General features: G+C 59.8%; 13 protein-coding genes. 3 read left to right on the top strand and 10 right to left on the bottom strand.

Going from position 1 to position 16,398, the window contains the following annotated elements:
• Positions 1-59: 59 nt before the first annotated feature.
• From TU79_RS14580 to hrpB, 5 genes are all read right to left on the bottom strand, one after another.
• Positions 60-530 (bottom strand): hypothetical protein, encoded by a 471-nt coding sequence (locus tag TU79_RS14580; protein WP_057008639.1) that lies wholly within the window; start codon positions 528-530, stop codon positions 60-62.
• A gap of 2 nt (positions 531-532) precedes the next feature.
• The gene (locus tag TU79_RS14575; RefSeq protein WP_057008638.1) at positions 533-2,581 is read right to left on the bottom strand and encodes a hypothetical protein; all 2,049 of its coding nucleotides are present in this window, start codon (positions 2,579-2,581) and stop codon (positions 533-535) included.
• On the bottom strand, positions 2,578-4,512 hold the full coding sequence (locus TU79_RS14570; RefSeq protein WP_057008637.1) for a hypothetical protein: 1,935 nt from the start codon (positions 4,510-4,512) through the stop codon (positions 2,578-2,580). Before TU79_RS14570 ends, TU79_RS14575 begins: the two co-directional genes overlap by 4 nt.
• The gene (locus TU79_RS14565; RefSeq protein ID WP_057008636.1) at positions 4,505-5,974 is read right to left on the bottom strand and encodes a site-specific integrase; all 1,470 of its coding nucleotides are present in this window, start codon (positions 5,972-5,974) and stop codon (positions 4,505-4,507) included. Before TU79_RS14565 ends, TU79_RS14570 begins: the two co-directional genes overlap by 8 nt.
• A 305-nt stretch (positions 5,975-6,279) precedes the next feature.
• Complete coding sequence (gene hrpB / locus TU79_RS14560; protein WP_057008635.1) at positions 6,280-8,772, bottom strand: ATP-dependent helicase HrpB; 2,493 nt, start codon at positions 8,770-8,772, stop codon at positions 6,280-6,282.
• Between the two features lie 167 nt (positions 8,773-8,939).
• On the opposite strand from hrpB, the gene TU79_RS14555 reads away from it, so the two are divergent.
• Positions 8,940-9,359, top strand: coding sequence for a hypothetical protein (locus TU79_RS14555; protein WP_057008634.1), 420 nt, complete (start codon positions 8,940-8,942; stop codon positions 9,357-9,359).
• A 9-nt stretch (positions 9,360-9,368) separates the two neighbouring features.
• A complete protein-coding gene (locus TU79_RS14550) occupies positions 9,369-10,262 on the top strand; it encodes a cation diffusion facilitator family transporter (RefSeq protein ID WP_057008633.1) in 894 nt (297 codons plus the stop codon).
• Here the strand turns inward: TU79_RS14550 and TU79_RS14545 are convergent.
• Entirely contained in the window at positions 10,259-11,266 is a 1,008-nt protein-coding gene (locus TU79_RS14545) for a DUF6515 family protein (protein WP_057008632.1), read from the bottom strand. The two genes, TU79_RS14550 and TU79_RS14545, sit on opposite strands and share 4 nt — an antisense overlap.
• Before the next feature lie 427 nt (positions 11,267-11,693).
• On the opposite strand from TU79_RS14545, the gene TU79_RS14540 reads away from it, so the two are divergent.
• Positions 11,694-12,173, top strand: coding sequence for an Lrp/AsnC family transcriptional regulator (locus TU79_RS14540; protein ID WP_003176264.1), 480 nt, complete (start codon positions 11,694-11,696; stop codon positions 12,171-12,173).
• A gap of 46 nt (positions 12,174-12,219) precedes the next feature.
• Here TU79_RS14540 and TU79_RS14535 read toward each other — a convergent pair whose 3' ends face one another.
• The 4 genes from TU79_RS14535 to TU79_RS14520 form a co-directional block, all read right to left on the bottom strand.
• A complete protein-coding gene (locus TU79_RS14535; RefSeq protein WP_057008631.1) occupies positions 12,220-12,855 on the bottom strand; it encodes a pseudouridine synthase in 636 nt (211 codons plus the stop codon).
• Between the two features lie 71 nt (positions 12,856-12,926).
• The gene (gene amn / locus TU79_RS14530; protein ID WP_162276074.1) at positions 12,927-14,399 is read right to left on the bottom strand and encodes an AMP nucleosidase; all 1,473 of its coding nucleotides are present in this window, start codon (positions 14,397-14,399) and stop codon (positions 12,927-12,929) included.
• Between the two features lie 106 nt (positions 14,400-14,505).
• Positions 14,506-16,158, bottom strand: a complete 1,653-nt coding sequence (locus TU79_RS14525) for an acyl-CoA dehydrogenase family protein (protein ID WP_057008629.1) — start codon at positions 16,156-16,158, stop codon at positions 14,506-14,508.
• Positions 16,159-16,277: 119 nt separating this feature from the next.
• The coding region (locus TU79_RS14520; RefSeq protein ID WP_211263080.1) for a transposase at positions 16,278-16,398 on the bottom strand (121 nt) is incomplete at its 5' end.

Raw genomic sequence — 16,398 nt, 5'->3', positions numbered from 1 at the left:
GCTGCGCAAGAAGTTCTCTTGGGGGGCTACCCCGTCAACACGGAAATTTTCGAACAAGCTCACGCCGAGGTGAAGGTCATGCCTTTGTCACTATGCAGCAGGGATTCGACCTTTGCCGAGTGGCCCGAGCGGCTATAAGCCATCGAATGTTCCAGCTCGCGCACCCGTTGCCACAACATCATATTCTGAGCCAGCACGTTGTCACGCTGCATCTGAGCGATTGATAGCGTTTTTTCCAGCGCGGCCAGCTGACTTTCCATCTGCCGGATTTTTTTGCCGCTAGATGAACCCGCCCCTTTGCTGGCCTCTGCCCGAACCGCCTCGATTTGAGCCAGTAGCGGTAAATGCGCTTTACGCGACTTCTTCAAGTAGCCACGATCAAATCCAGCCTCCAGACTGACAATGCTGGCAGTGAGTTTCGACAGGTCTAAAGCAACATGCTCGGGCACAACAGGCTTACCAACCAAGAGGCGCTGCAAGGCTTCCTCGCAAGCGCCCACCCCCTTGCTTGTTCCGTCACCAGACTTCATGGTTAAACCTCCACCGAGTCAATCAGACGGGCTTTGAAGGCGGTTAAACGCTCAATGTCGCCCTTCACAATTTGATATTCGCCCGAGCCTTCTGCGTAACTGTACAATTCATTCTCCGCATCCTCAATCGCCGCATTGAGCTTATAAGGCTTGATAATCGCGCCCTCGCAAGACAGGCATTCCGTGTAGTCACCGAGCAAGAAGGAGTAGCAACGGCCCGCCTTAGTACAGCCACCGAGCAGTGTCGGACGGTAGCTAATTGCACCGCTTTTAACCCGTTGTTCGGTGTCAGCGCGGACATCTTCAATCTGAATCTCACCCGCCTTAACCCGCTCTTTCTGTTTCTCCATGTACGAGCCGGTGCCGCCGAACAGCGGTTCCTCATTAAACAGAAGATCGGCAATCAACTGGTTCGACACCGACATGGGCACGGCCATCTGATACTCGAAGGCGAAGTGATTGCTTGGCAGCACAAAGTCCTTCTTCTTGTCGTCGTAGTAGCCAAAAATGGTGCGCAGGTTATCGTAGCCATTCGCGTAATAGCGCGACATTTCAATCGTCATGTGCTTGAACTGCGCCCGCAGCGTCGGCAAGGAAAGAAAACCGCTACTGCTGCCATAGAATGCCAGCGAGCGCCGAAACTGATGACTTGTCAGCGGCCAGGGCTGGCCGGCAGCAAACGCTGGCTCATTGTAAAAGTCACGAGAAGGATCGCTCTGCGCCAGTTCCTGCAAGTCCTCTGGCTGGATCGACAGCCCGTGCAAAACAGTTCCTTGTGTCCCTCTAGCCTTAAAACTCGTCACGCCAACTTCGGCACTGTTCCGCGTATAACCAACAATGGAAGGGTTGAGAAACAGCGGGCAACGGGCTTCCAACTCGATTTTGTAGAGTTTGGCGAGTCCGCGACAAATCGCCTGGGCGACTTCGACCGCCCTGACGACCTCCCTCGGCGCGAACCATGCGGCTTCTTTGTTGTAGCCGGTGAACTTTGTGGTGGTCGAGAGGACATTTACTGACCGCGGCTTATCACGTTCAATGCCCTGGTCATCGACGACCACCTGCCTGACGACTTGATCGGACAAACAGTAATACGGCATTCGCATCACCTCTTGATCGCGCATGCCGGTATAGAGGTGGATCAGCGTTTTCACCACATACTGCATTCGGAGCAAGCGCAGTTGCAGATTTCTCCTCCCAGAACACTCAAACTCACCGGCAAACACCGAAGTCAGACCATGATCCTTGATCGCTTGCCCCATGTCGGGCCGCCGGTGTGCCTTGCCACCAACACCCAAAGAATTCTGTCTGTCATGAGTAATGCCGTAATGCTCATCAGCAAAGCAGGCGATAAAGGACTCGAAACGCCCAACGCCTACATAAAGCTGATTGAGCAGGTCGCCAGTAAGATTGATGAGATTCAAATAGATTCGTGTCGGAATGACTGGATGCTGCTTGTGCTCTGGTCGTGACAGATCAAATTTGGCGGGATTGATCACGGCATAACCCAACCGTTCTTCGCCCACCCTGGCCAAGCCTTTCAAAACCCCAGAAAAAACCTTTTTATCGAAGCTACTTTGGCCAATAAAAGCCGCCAGATAAACCGGCACGGTAAAGATCTGCCGCAAGGACAGCACGCCAACCATGGGCTTCTGTTTCTGCTCATAGCAGAACTGAATGGCTAAGCGCAGCAAGAGCCAATACTGGCAAAATGTGCTTGCGCTCAGCTTACCGAGTCGCCCGCCACCGGCAAAATAGATCAGGCAATACAGCAGATGTCTGGCTTCTTCGATCAGCGCCTGCTGCTGTAGGCCACTTTCGTTGAATACCGTATCAAAACGTATTCGCGCGAGTTTTTTTGCACTCAGCCGGTATGGGTTAAAGTCCCAAACGCGTTCACCGTATACCGCCGTGGCGTTGCCTTTCGCATCACGACAAAGAACGAAATCGGGTGCGGGCTTGCCGTAGAGTTGCGGCGCCTTATCTGGCTCACTGGTTGGCGAAAACTGGCCGCTGGAAAAGAGACTGCCGATGGACTGGACAACAGCGTTCAAAATACCACTCCCATTTTTTCATAACGGCTCAGACGGCTTTCCCAGAAAGGCGTGAGCTCACCGTATTCAAACACCTTGGCCTTGATCGCTTCGACCAACTGCTTCACCGCATTCGAACGCTCGCCAAGCGCCTCAAGGATGAACTCGATTCGGATCGACAATTCTTTGTAGAGCGCTTCAGCATGAGCCGAATCGGGCGCGGCTTCACGCACCGCATTGATCACATACTGCAAACTCACAATCTTGTGCAGGTCTTCTTCATCGCTGTGACAGATATAGTGCTCGCAGTACAAGCAGCCGTATTGGCTGCGGCAGTTCGGCTCGATTGCAACAGCCCCTAAATCATGCACAGGGATCGGCTGACTGAACCCGTCACAGTGACCCGCCGCCGTTCCGATCTCGCCTTCTGCAGGCCTATGGCTGCGCTCAAACGCGACTTTGGCTGTATGGCGCATGGCCTGCCAAAACTGTCCGAACTCAGCTTTCTGCTGCTCAGGAGTAGCCTCCGAATAAGTCGAAAGATTGACCATCAAACTCTGATTCAAGGTTGCCGCTACCGTGGACGGCGACACGCCAGCGGTATGCATCCCAAGGCTCTTGTACTTGCGCATCTTGCGCGGCGAAAGTCTTGGCACCTTGGGGTCAAGGAAGGTGCCGCTGATGGAGTTGAAGAATTTTTTCATCAACATAGTTGTGTTAAATTCAGAAAATTCGTTATCGGTGCTTGCTAGTTCGCCACTCGCAGGCATCGTAAAGAACAGCCGCTCATGCGACACGCCATTCAGAATCCACTCACGGAGCTTCAGGTACTCCTTGAGCAGCGGCAACCCTGTGTCACGCCCGATGTTATAAAGAGTTGATTTCCCGCCCGCCCGGAACTTCACAGCCGACAACTCTTTCTTGATTGGAGATTTCTCAACCTCGATCGCGTCTATATAGCTAAACTGGTCAAACTCGGTCGGCGTGGCGCCTGTGATCATAAGGAGAAGGCTTGCGTAGGCTTTCGCGGCAAAACCCGCCACTTGAAGCCGGTGCCAGTGGCGCCCATATTCGTTGGCCGCATCCAAACTCGCCTGTGCGTTTAATAGAGTGCGCTCTGCTTCCGATTTTTTGTATAGCCTTCGCCCCAACCTGTCAGCAGCGGCCAAATATTCTTCGACCGTCGCAATCCGTCGCTCGCCGGCATTATAATTAAGCGGCGATGTCTTGAATGGGCCAACCCAACCATGGCTTGATGGAAACACAACCACCTCATAATCCCTGATGCTCACAACAAAGGGATATGGCTGGCTGTTCAGGACGAAAACACTGCATTGCTGGGCAATCGCCAAACAAGCGTCCCGGCACACCTCAACATGGGCAGCGCTGGCTGCCTCAGAGCCTTTTTTGGCAATGATCGGGACCGCACCTGCTAGGATATGGTGACTGTCTTCTGGATAAAGCAGTTCAATAATCCTTGAAACATTCAACTGACTATTTTTCGCACTGACGGGCTTCAATACATGATGGGCTATTTGATGATTCAGGTGCGCGGTATAGTCTCGATAGGCTTGCTGGGCTTGCGCTGCACTGGCAAACATTTCCCTGTAGCCTTGCGCGTTCAGCCAATCGATAAAATATGCGGTAAGCGTCAATCGCAATAGGACTGTCTTATCACGCAGACCGATAAAGGACTCTAGCAGCCTCACAATCAGTTCACGACGGCTTTCGACAAAAGACTCAATCCCTACCGGCGTGCCGCGATCATCCCGAACGCTTTCATTCTTACCACGCAGCAAATATGCAAAACTGCCAATATCCAACGGCTTCTTCATCACCTTCGGAGACAGTTGCAAACGCAAGCGCTCAGGCTCAGCAAACTCATAGGTGACTTCACTCAGCGTAATAATCTGCGTATTGGCACGATGCTCGAATTGCTGACGCCTATTCATCGTGCGCCTCCACCTTCAGCACCGCGTAGCCGCCATTGAACAACTTCCTCTCCCAAACCTCTTGGGCAATGACCTTTTCGTGAGTCATCTTGAACAACTTTAGGTAGTTCTCTGTCGTTTCCCTGGACTCGTGGTGCATGCGCTTCTGAATAAAATCAATGTCTTCGCCCGGCTTCAACTCTCCCTCCTGAACCAATGCCTGCAGGCGCTGGTAGAGCTGATATCCAAAGGTCGCTCGCAGCCAGTGATATGAAAAGTCTTTCGGAAATGGGCTAGAGGCTTTCTGGATCAACTTGCGCTTAACTGTTTCCGTGACCTGCCCTGTCTGCGGCGACTTAACAATCGTATAGCGCGGATCGCTTTTGGCCATGTAGTAGCAGTTACCTTGATCTGAAAGAAACAAATACATATCATCTTCGTCCACCGTCAGACCGGGATGACTTGTCTCTAACTGAGCTAGAAACTTTTCCCTTCGTTTCTTCATCATTGGGCTTTTAGCAAGCGTAACAAGTTCTTCGGCAAGTTGCTTCGGGACGTACAGGACCTGCGGTTTGTCGTATTTCGTATCGATGCCTGTGCAGGGGCCAGCATGTAATTTATAGGCACCCTCCCCCTCCAGTTTGTCCTCTGTAAAGCCTTTCAAATTCTTCAAGCGCATGGTCAGAACGGTTTGCTTGCGGGCGCCCGTCATTAGCGAGGTCATCAGGATCAATCGCTCAACTGCAGACCATTCTTTTTCATTGCGAATGGCGGACAGAAATGCACCCAACTCAAGATTATAAAGCGGCCTGAGGTCCTCGCCGTCATCGCGAACGAACCCTAGCTGCACAGAACTACCCGGCGGCGTACGTCGCGTTTGGCTGCGTTTTTCTGCATCTACGACCTTGACACCTTTAAAACCCTGCACGATGAACCGTACCTGCTTGATCGTATCTACACGCTTCATGTCGAGATCATGCCAATACTCGGAAACGTACTTATAAAAGTGGTAGATAACACCTGTGTATTGATTTATCACCTGATTACTGCGGGTGCCTTCGTTAATCAGGTGGTAGAAATACTTGTATGTCGGACGAAGTGGAGGCCGAGCACCGGAGAAGTCGAGCCAATCAAGATTGTTATCCTCACAGAACAACAGGTAATCAAGTAGTTTGCTGGCACGACGCCGAACATCGTCAGTGCGCCGATTGATCGGAGCCTTTTCACGCATTAGGTTCAGCAGATAATCATTAGCCTCTTGCCACGGATATCCATTTAAATGAAACAGAAACGGGAAATTATATAAATCAGGGTAGTTGTCTCCACCAACCTCACCAACTTGATACACAATTTCAGAGCCGCTCCCTTCCAGCAGGATTTTTTTTGCGTCGGGCGCTTCACTGACGTAGAGACTTGAGAAGGCGCTTCGAAGGGTCGAAAGAAGAACCAGGCGCGCTTCGTGCTGAGGATTTCGATAGGACATGACTCACCTTTAACGTAGATGAGACGACAGTATCGATTAGGCGTTTTCGATGCATCCCTAATCAATTCACTTCCCTCACCCCGCCGCAGTGAGATTGGAGGCCGTATTGCAACTAGAGCCGCTGTAGGCTGCCTTCTACCTCAAAGCAGCGAGTAGCGCGGTCATGCACAAAGAGCTTCAGAACGAGCTGCAAAAGCCCTATCCGCGCGATTCCCCCTCCGGCTGTATCCCCGCTCACGAGGATTTTCAGGCGCGATCTGTCAACGATCCATGTTACAGAAGGGCGTCTTTGCGAAAACTGTCAATCACTTCTTGTTAAGTGAATCTACCCATGGGTCCAACTTATGGAATAGCTTGGGATACCGCCCCTTCAAATCCTTCTTCACCTCGGCGTACGTACTGCGCCAGAAGTTCGCCAGGTCCTGGGTCACCTGCACCGGCCGCCGTGCGGGGGACAGCAGGTGCAGCTTGACCGCCTGGCGCCCGCCGGCAATGCGCGGCGTGTCCGCCAGCCCGAACAGTTCCTGCAAACGCACCGCCAGAATCGGCGGCTGTTCGCTGTAGTCCAGGCGCACCGACGACCCCGAGGGCACCTTGATATGCTGCGGCGCCAGTTCGTCCAGTCGTTGCGGCAGCGGCCAGGGCAGCAGGTTGTGCAGGTAGCTGGAAATGTCCAGGTGGGCGAAATGGCTCAGGCGCGAGACTTTGCCCAGGTAGGGCATCAGCCAGTGTTCCAGGCTGGCGAGCAAGGCCTTGTCGCTGATGTCCGGCCATTCGCTGGGCGCGCCCCTATCCAGCTCGCGCAGCAGCATGACGCGGGCCTGCCACTGGCGCAGCTCCGGGGTAAAGGGCAGCAACTCAAGGCCTTTGCGCCGCACCAGATTCACCAGCGCCTGGCTGCGCGCGCTTTCATCCAGGCCACTGAGCGGCTCGCGGCTGAGCACCAGTTCGCCGACCTTGCGCTGGCGTTCGGCGCGCAGCACACCTTCGCGTTCGTCCCAGTCCAGTTGATCGACCGTGCGCACCTGCTCGGCGAGCACCGTGTCGAACAGCGCCGGATCGAAATCTGCCGCCAGGTAGATGCGTTCCTCGCGCTGGCCCTGGCGGCTGCCGAGGTCGGCGATCACCAGCCAGGGCTGTTTCATCAGGCTGTCGGCCTCGGCGAACAGCGCGGCACGGCCATTGGCCAGGCGGTATTCGGCGCCACCGGCACGGCGCTGCTGGGCGACGCGGTCCGGGTAGGCCAGCGCCAGCAAGGCGCCGAGCCAGCGCGGGTGGTCGGGATCGGCCACGGCCTGGGTCGCCTGGCCTCTTAAATAGCCGCGATATTGCCGCGCAAGTTGTTTGGCCCGTTGCACGCCGCCCTGGGTGCCGCGCGCGCGTTCTTCGCCAGACAGCAACGCCAGGCGACTGTGCAAGTCCGCGCCGGCGCCGCGCAGAATGTCGCGCTCGCCCAACAGCGCCGCGACATGGCTGGCGGTGTCCGCCAGCCCCAGGTCCTGCCCGCGCAACAGCAGGTGGGCGATGCGCGGATGGGCCGGCAACTCGGCCATTTTCTGCCCGTGGGTGGTCAATTTATCCTCATTCAATGCACCCAGACGCATCAGCAGGTCCTGGGCCTGGGCGTACGCGGCGCTCGGCGGCAGGTCCAGCCACACCAACTGCGCGGGCGTCACGCCCCAGCGCGCCAGTTGCAAGGCCAGGCCGGCGAGATCGGCGGCGAGGATTTCCGCACTGCCATAGGCTGCCAGACCTTCATGCTGGTCTTCGGACCACAACCGGTAACACACGCCCGGTTCGAGGCGCCCTGCCCGGCCGGCACGTTGGGTGGCACTGGCGCGGGAGATGCGCTGGGTGTCGAGGCGGGTCATGCCGCTGCCGGGGTCGAAACGCGGCACGCGCGCCAGCCCCGCGTCGATCACCACGCGCACGCCGTTGATGGTCAGGCTGGTCTCGGCGATGTTGGTGGCGAGCACCACTTTGCGCTTGCCGGCGGGCGCCGGGTCGATGGCGGCGCGCTGGGCGTTGAGGTCCAGCTCGCCGTGCAGCGGGCACAGCAGCACATCGGCGCGATCGCCCAGGGCGTCGGCCAGTTGCTGATGGACCCGGCGAATCTCCGACTGCCCCGGCAAAAACACCAGCACGCTGCCGGTCTCGTCGTGCAGGGCGTCGAGCACGGTCTGCACCACGCGCGGCTCGATGAACTCGCCGGACTGGTACGGCCGCCCCCAGCGCATCTGCACCGGGAACATACGGCCCTGGCTGCGCAAAATCGGTGCGTCGTCCAGCAGGCTGGCCAATCGCTCGCCTTCGAGCGTGGCGGACATCAGCAGGATTTTCAGCGGCTGCTCGTCGCGAAACAGCTCGCGCCCGTTGAGGCTCAGGGCCAGAGCCAGGTCGGCATCAAGGCTACGTTCGTGGAATTCGTCGAAGATCAGCAGCCCCACACCGTCCAGCGCCGGGTCGTCCTGCAAGCGCCTGGTGAGGATGCCTTCGGTGACCACTTCGATGCGCGTGTTGGGCCCGACCTTGCTGTCGAGACGGATGCGGTAGCCGACGGTTTCACCGACTTTTTCACCCAACTCGCTGGCCAGGCGTTCGGCTGCCGCGCGGGCGGCGAGGCGCCGGGGTTCGAGCATCAGGATGGTTTGCCCGGCCAGCCAGGGCTCGTTCAACAGTGCCAGTGGCACGCGGGTGGTTTTACCGGCGCCGGGCGGCGCTTCCAGCACGGCTTCATGGCGAATCGCCAAGGCGTCACGCAAGGCGGGTAAAACATCATCGATGGGCAACGAATTCATACTGGCTCCAAAGCAGAGCGGCGAGTATAACGGCGAACGGCCCAATGCCGACGCTGGTCTGAGAACACGGTCAAAGGTGGGTGCTGGCTTGCCAGCTCCCACCTTGGGTCGGCGTCGTTCAACAGAATGGGCTTATAGTCATTTTCAACTGTGTTGAGGAGATTTCCATGCGTATTGCTTCCCGTGTCATCGGCGGTGTTTTGGCCGTCACCCTGCTGAGCCAACTCACCGCCTGCGGCTCGATCATGTACCCGGATCGCCGTGGCCAGCTCGACGGCAAGATCGACCCGACCATCGCCGTGCTCGATGCTATCGGCCTGTTGTTCTACGTGATCCCCGGCCTGATCGCCTTTGGTGTCGACTTCGCCACCGGCGCGATCTACTTCGAACCAGGCAAGACCGCCCAGGTCGATCCGCAGAAACTCCACGAAGCCGTTGGCGCCGATGGCAAGGTCGACAACCTCAAGCTGCAATCGATCATTGAGAAGGAAACCGGCCGCAACCTGCCGCTGGATGACCCGCGCCTGATCCAGTTCAAGGGCAGCGTGCAACAACTGGCGTCCCTGGGCCTGCAGCCCGCCGCTTAAGGATCGCCCATGACCAGCAGTCCCGAACACGCCAGGCTTCTGCGCCTGGCGACCCGCGCTTCGGTGGCGGTGGCCTGCGTGCTGATCGTCACCAAGGCCATCGCCTGGTGGTTCAGTGGTTCGGTGAGCATGCTCGCCGGGTTGACCGATTCGCTGCTCGACGGCGTGACGTCACTGCTCAATTTGCTCGCGGTGCATTACGCCCTGCGCCCGGCCGATGACGATCACCGTTACGGCCACGGCAAGGCGGAATCGCTGTCGGGCATGGCCCAGGCGCTGTTTATCGCGGGCAGTGCGGTGTTGATCGCGTTCCAGGCCTACCATCGCCTGCAGCACCCGGAACCGGTCGGCGCGCCCTGGCTGAGCATCGGCGTGATCGTGTTTTCCCTGGTGCTGACCGTGGCGTTGCTGATGCTGCAACACCGGGTGATCCGCGAAACCGGCTCCAACGCGGTGCGCGCCGATTCACTGCATTACCGCTCCGACCTGATGCTCAACGGCAGCATTCTGCTGGCGCTGGTGCTGGCAGGGGTTGGCTTTCATCAGGTGGATGCGTGGTTCGGCCTGGGCATTGCGGCTTATATCCTGTGGAGCGCCATCCAGATCGCACGGGAAAGCTTTGCGGTGCTGATGGATGAAGAGCTGCCCACCGACGTGAGCCAGCACATGCTCGAGCTGGCTCGCAGCGTGCCGGGCGTGCTGGGAGCCCATGACTTGCGCACGCGGGTGTCGGGCAATCATTGGTTTGTGCAACTGCACCTGGAGCTGCCGGGGGAACTGACCCTGTCAGTGGCCCATGGCATCAGCGACCAGGCCGCCGATGCCATTCACCAGGCCTACCCGCGCGCCGAAGTGCTGGTGCACGCCGACCCGCAGGAAGTGGTCACCGGCGCCAAGACCTAGTACTGCACCTGATAACCGCGACTGCTCAGGCAGTTGCCCTGGGCCTGGCGGTAGGCTTGTACCACCGCAGGGTCCGGGGCGTAGGTGACGGTGCGCGGGTCAAAGCCGCTCTGCTGCACCGCCCAGCGATAGCAGTCGTAACCGTCCTGCTGCACCTGGGCCGGTGACTGGCCGTTGGCGGGATAGGCCACCACGTCATAGCCCTCGCCCTGTGGTGGAGGCGGCGGCGGCGCCTCAGCCGGCGGTTGCACCACCACGTATTGCCGGGTGCTTTCCTCATAGGCGTAATAGGCGCCAGCGGCGAGGAACAACAGCGAACCGCCCACCCGCACTTCGCGCGCGTAGTCCGGCAAATACTGCACACGGATGCCGTACGGCGGCGTCACCACCACGTAGCGCGGACCCTGGGGGCGATACCAGTAGCCGCCAGAGAAGAAATAATCCTGGCCCCGGTACGGCACACGGTAATTGCGGTCGGGGAATCGGTCGATGACGTAACCCGGACGATGTTGCGGACCGGGGCCCCAGCCGTTGCCATGCCCGTCGGGGCGGCCTGGCCAGCGGTTGTCGTCGGGACGCCCGTTGAAGCCTGGACGCGAGCCGGGGCCGCCGGCCTCCCAATGCCGGTTGTCGTCATTGCGCCTGGGAATGTCGCGGTAGTAACCCTGGCGGGGTTCCTCGGTCTGACGCACGGTATCCGGGCGCCCCTGGATCGGCAGCTTATTGGACGGCGGCGCAGGCCGGCCCGGCTCGTTGCCCGGTGGACGCCCCTGCCATTGGCCGCCCGCGTTCGGCCCGCCACGTTCAATGCGCTGATTTTCCGGGCGCGGCTGATTGTTTTCAGGCCGCCCGCCGCTTTCCGGCCCGCGTTCATGCTGCCCGCCGCCCTGAGGCCTCGGCCCGGGACCCGGCCCCGGCGCGCCATCGCGCTCATCGGCCAATGCCTGCGCGCCGACGCTTGCCACCAGCAAACCAACACCTGCCATACGCCAGATGCGCTTCATGCTATTCCTCACTGCGGATTAGGGCTTGAACATGAGACTGGGAAAGCCTCGCCCGGTTCTGGCACAGGTTATCAGTCACAAGAAGTTTCATCGCAGGTAAAAAACGGGGCAAAAGAAAAGGGGCGACCCGTCGGCCACCCCTTGAGAATTTCGTCCTGGCGCAACGCTTTTGGCGTTGGCTCACCTCACGCCGTCGTGTCGACAGTGTGCAGCCTGGAGGCCGGCTCAACCCTGCTGGGGTGGCGGCCGCAGCAAGCCTGATTGGGCGAGCTGCTGTGGACTGTTGTCCAGGCGGTGATTCTGTTGATAACGATACCCGCCCATGTCCGACGGATGATTGCGAAGATTGCGTCAATAAACAGTGCTTGCGCAATTTTTAACCCTTCATGGATAATTAACCGCAATAGTTACGACAAAGGCCAACCCGATGAGCAAGCTTGACCGATACGACCTGAGTATTCTGGCGGAATTGCAACGCGACGCGAGGATCTCCAACCAGGAGCTGGCCGAGCGTATCGGCCTGTCGCCATCGCCCTGCTCGCGCCGGGTCAAGCAACTGGAAGACGACGGCTATATCTCCCGCCAGGTCGCCCTGCTCGATCGCAAGATGCTCGGCTTGAGCCTGACCGCCTATGTGCTGATCGGCATGGACCGGCACACCCCCGAGCGCTTCGAGAACTTTGAAGCGGCCATCCGCACCCTGCCCCAGGTGCTGGAGTGCAGCCTGGTGACCGGGATGGACGCGGACTATCAGCTCAAAGTGGTGGTGCCGGACATGGATCACTATCAAAAACTGCTGCTGGGCCATCTGACCCGCATCGAAGGCGTAACCAGCGTGCGCTCAAGCTTCGTGCTCAATCAGGTGCTCAACAGCACCGAACTGCCGTTGACCCACCTGCGCACCTGAAAACACTGAACCCCTGTGGACGAGGGCTTGCCCCTCCCACACCGGCTTACAGACGCGCCAGCACCGCTTTCCACTGGCCCTGATCCAGGCCGTCGATAGTCCAATCCCCAATTCGCACGCGCACCAGCCGCAAGGTCGGCAGGCCCACGGCGGCGGTCATGCGCCGTACCTGACGGTTGCGCCCCTCGCGAATCACCAATTCCAGCCAGTACGTGGGCAGGTTTTTACGAAACCGCACCGGCGGGTTACGCGGCCATAACTCAGGCTCGTCCAGCCGCCGCGCCTGGGCGGGCAAGGTCATGCCGTCGTTGAGCTCCACGCCTTCGCGCAGGCGTTGCAGTTGCGCTTCGCTCGGCTCGCCTTCCACCTGCACCCAATAGGTTTTCGCCAGCTTGTGCCTGGGGTCGGCAATGCGCGCCTGCAACTGACCATCGTTGGTCAGCAGCAGCAGGCCTTCGCTGTCACGGTCCAGGCGGCCCGCCGGGTAGATGCCGGGGATGTCGATGAAATCCTTGAGGGTCGCGCGCCCGCCTTCATCGCTGAACTGGGTCAGCACATCGAAGGGTTTGTTGAACAGGATCAGCTTCGGCTCGGCCGGCGGCGCCTTGGCGACACGACGGGGGGCAGCCTGCGAAGGTTTCACGCCAGGGCGGCGCGAATCGGGACGGGTGGGACGGGACATGGCGAAGGAACATCTAACGGTCAGGACCGACAATGCTAGTGGCCTGACCGCCAAATGACCATCCCAACCGCTTAGCGGAACGGCGGCTCGTCGAAGCTGCGCAGTTTGCGCGAGTGCAGCGAGTTGAGTTCGGTGCGCAGCAGGTCGACTGCCTCGATGCCGATCTTCAAGTGCTGGCTGACCGCGCGCTCATAGAACGCGTTGGCTGAACCCGGCAATTTGATTTCACTGTGCAACGGCTTGTCCGACACGCACAGCAAGGTGCCGTAGGGCACGCGCAGCCGGTAGCCTTGCGCTGCGATGGTGCCGCTTTCCATGTCCACGGCCACCGCGCGGGACAGGTTGATCAGCGGCCGCTCCTGCGCCCAGCGCAGCTCCCAGTTACGGTCGTCGTAGGTCAGCACCGTGCCGGTGCGCAGGCGTTTTTTCAGCTCTTCGCCTTTTTCGCCGGTGACGCTGGCGGCCGCCTGCTGCAAGGCCATCTGCACTTCGGCCAGGGCCGGAATCGGGATATTCGGCGGCACTACCCGGTCGAGGATCCCGTCGCGGCGCATATAGGCGTGGGCCAGTACATAGTCGCCGATGGTCTGGGATTGGCGCAGGCCGCCGCAGTGGCCGATCATCAGCCAGCAGTGCGGGCGCAGTACCGCCAGGTGATCGGTGATGTTCTTGGCGTTGGACGGGCCGACGCCGATGTTCACCAGGGTCACGCCGTGGCCGTCGGTGGCCTGCAGGTGATAGGCCGGCATCTGGTAGCGGTGCCACACCACGCCTGCGGCAATCGCTGACGCTTCGCCGTGGTCCATGTTCCTGTCGATGATCACGTTGCCCGGCAGCACCATGCGGACGAAACGCGGGTCGTTGCGCAGTTGTTCCAGGCCATGCAGGATGAACTGGTCGACGTAGCGGTGGTAGTTGGTCAGCAGGATCCACGGTTGCACATGGCGCCAGTCGCTGCCGGTGTAATGCACCAGACGGCGCAGGGAAAAGTCCACGCGGGCCGCATCGAACAGCGCCAGCGGCAGCGGGTCGGTGTTTTCCCAGTCATAGAGGCCATCGGCGATGCCATCGGTGGCGGCCGACAGGTCGGTGCTGGGGAACACGCGCGCCAGGGTCGCGGCGGTCACGCCGGAGCCGGCCAGTTCGTCGCCCTGCTCCACCACGTACGGGTACGGGATGTTCTGCTGGCTGACGCCCACCTCCACCGTCACGGTGAAGTCGTGCATCAGCGGCACCAGCTGTTCCAGCAGGTATTTACGGAAGGCCGCCGGGTGGGTGACGGTCACGCTGTAGGTACCGGGTAGCTGCACCTTGGCGTAGGCCCGGGTGGTCTGTGGGACTTCGCCGTGGCAGTGGTAGGTCAGGCGCAGTTCCGGATAGCGAAACAGCGCACGCTGCTCGGCGTCGGGTTCGACGCGGTCCTTGAGGTATTGCTTGAGGGCCTGGTTGAGCGCGCCGGTCGCACGCTCATGCAGAGCGGCCAGCCGGTCCACGGCTTCTTCGGCGGTTTGAACGACAACAAAAGCTTCGGTCACGGTAAGCATCCTGTGTTCTGACTTGCAGGCCTTTATCTTGCCTGTATCGCGGCTGCACTGAAACACCGGAATTGGAATGCAGTAAATGTGGGAGGGGGCTTGCTCCCGATTGCAGTCAGACCGATTGGGGGGTTGAGCGCGCAACAATCGCTTCTACGTCCACCCCACGCGGCAACGTGCCATACACCCGCCCGGACGACTCACCCAACCGGCTGGCAATAAACCCATCACTCACCGCCGCATTCCCCGCCTCCAGCAGCAACTTGGCCTGCAATGCCACGGCGATGTCTTCGGTCAATTGCCGCGCACGGTACTGGATGTCCTGGGTGTCCATAAACGCGGTCTTCAACTGTTCGATATGCCGCGCCAACTGCCTGTCGCCATGCCCATCACCCAGTTCGACAAACAGCGTCTCCAGCACACCCGGCTCTTTGGACAGCGCGCGCAGCACGTCCAGGCATTGCACGTTGCCGGAACCTTCCCACGTCGAGTTCACCGGCGCCTCACGGTACAGGCGCGGCAGGATGCTGTCCTCCACATAGCCGGCGCCGCCCATGCATTCCGCCGCTTCGTTGATCATCGCCGGCGCGCGCTTGCAGATCCAATACTTGCCCACCGCCGTGACCAGCCGGGCGAATCGGGCTTCGTGTTCGTCGCACAGGTGATCCAGGGCGCGGCCCATGCGCAGGCTCAAGGCCAGGGCTGCCTCGCTTTCCAGGGCCAGGTCGGCCAGCACGTTCTGCATCAAGGGTTGCTCGCTGAGCACGCGGCCACCCACGCGGCGATGGGCGCAATGATGGCTGGCCTGGGTCAGCGCCTGGCGCATCAGGGCGCTGGAGCCGACCATGCAGTCGAAACGGGTCATGGCGACCATTTCGATAATAGTCGGCACGCCACGCCCCTCTTCGCCGACCATCCACGCCAGCGCGCCGCGAAACTCCACTTCGCTGGAGGCGTTGGAGCAATTGCCCAGCTTGTTTTTCAGGCGCTGGATATAGAACTCATTGCGCGTGTCGTCCGGACGGTGGCGTGGCAGCAGGAAACAACTGAGGCCCTTGTCGGTCTGGGCCAGGGTGAGGAAGGCATCGCACATCGGCGCCGAGCAGAACCACTTGTGGCCCACCAGCTCATAGGCTTGCCCGGGGCCGCCGGCGCCCACCGGACAGGCGCGGGTGGTGTTGGCGCGCACGTCGGTGCCGCCCTGCTTTTCGGTCATGGCCATGCCGAGGGTGACGCCGGCCTTGTGGGCCATGCCGACGTTGCGCCCATCGTATTCGCTGCTGAGGATTTTCGGTAACCAGGCCTGCGCCAGCTCCGGCTGCAGGCGCAGGGCCGGAACGCTGGCGAAGGTCATGGTCAGCGGGCAGCCGGTGCCGGCTTCCGCCTGGGTGTGCAGGTAGGTCATCGCGGCGCGGGCCACATGGGCGCCATCCTGCGGGTGAGCCCACGGCAGCGACGGCAGGCCGTGTTCAACGGCGGTGCGCATCAATTGGTGATAGGCCGGATGAAACTCCACCAGGTCAATGCGATGGCCGTAGCGATCATGGCTGTTGAACACGGGTTTGTTCTGGTTCGCCAGGAACCCGGCCTCCATCAACGGTCCGCCGGCCAGCGCGCCATAGGCATCGATGCGCGGCTGCGCCCAGCCGGCGCCAAAGCGGCGTGACCAGTCCTGCAAGGGCAGGTCGATGCGGTACAGGTTGATGCCATCCAGGGAGGGTGGCTGGTTGGTGACGTCGTGGGTTTCGGCAAACTGATGCAGGTTCATGACGGGCCTCCTGGAAAAAAGGCCCATGCCGATCGCCGCCTTCCGGCAGTTCAAGAGGCAGCTCGATGAGGCCCAGTGCGTTTCAGTTAAGCATCGTCACTGTGCTTAAAAAAGGTTCTTCACGGATTACCGGGAAAGACGTTCTTGATCTTCATGAAAAAGAATTCGCTATCCCGGTAACCGTACGCCATCCGCTTGATGACCTTTATTCGATTGTTTATTCCTTCCAACTGACCCGTA

It is taken from the genome of Pseudomonas trivialis (genome assembly GCF_001439805.1).
Classification (GTDB): Bacteria; Pseudomonadota; Gammaproteobacteria; order Pseudomonadales; family Pseudomonadaceae; genus Aquipseudomonas; species Aquipseudomonas trivialis.
This window is presented reverse-complemented; position numbering and strand designations above follow the sequence as displayed.

Bases quoted from the DNA above. Each gene is read 5' to 3' on its own strand.
- TU79_RS14525 (WP_057008629.1), bottom strand. From the start codon at position 16,158: ATGAACCTGCATCAGTTTGCCGAAACCCACGACGTCACCAACCAGCCA.
- TU79_RS14580 (WP_057008639.1), bottom strand. From the start codon at position 530: ATGAAGTCTGGTGACGGAACAAGCAAGGGGGTGGGCGCTTGCGAGGAA.
- TU79_RS14535 (WP_057008631.1), bottom strand. From the start codon at position 12,855: ATGTCCCGTCCCACCCGTCCCGATTCGCGCCGCCCTGGCGTGAAACCT.
- TU79_RS14565 (WP_057008636.1), bottom strand. From the start codon at position 5,974: ATGTCCTATCGAAATCCTCAGCACGAAGCGCGCCTGGTTCTTCTTTCG.
- TU79_RS14555 (WP_057008634.1), top strand. From the start codon at position 8,940: ATGCGTATTGCTTCCCGTGTCATCGGCGGTGTTTTGGCCGTCACCCTG.
- TU79_RS14570 (WP_057008637.1), bottom strand. From the start codon at position 4,512: ATGAATAGGCGTCAGCAATTCGAGCATCGTGCCAATACGCAGATTATT.
- TU79_RS14545 (WP_057008632.1), bottom strand. From the start codon at position 11,266: ATGAAGCGCATCTGGCGTATGGCAGGTGTTGGTTTGCTGGTGGCAAGC.
- amn (WP_162276074.1), bottom strand. From the start codon at position 14,399: ATGCTTACCGTGACCGAAGCTTTTGTTGTCGTTCAAACCGCCGAAGAA.
- TU79_RS14540 (WP_003176264.1), top strand. From the start codon at position 11,694: ATGAGCAAGCTTGACCGATACGACCTGAGTATTCTGGCGGAATTGCAA.
- TU79_RS14550 (WP_057008633.1), top strand. From the start codon at position 9,369: ATGACCAGCAGTCCCGAACACGCCAGGCTTCTGCGCCTGGCGACCCGC.
- hrpB (WP_057008635.1), bottom strand. From the start codon at position 8,772: ATGAATTCGTTGCCCATCGATGATGTTTTACCCGCCTTGCGTGACGCC.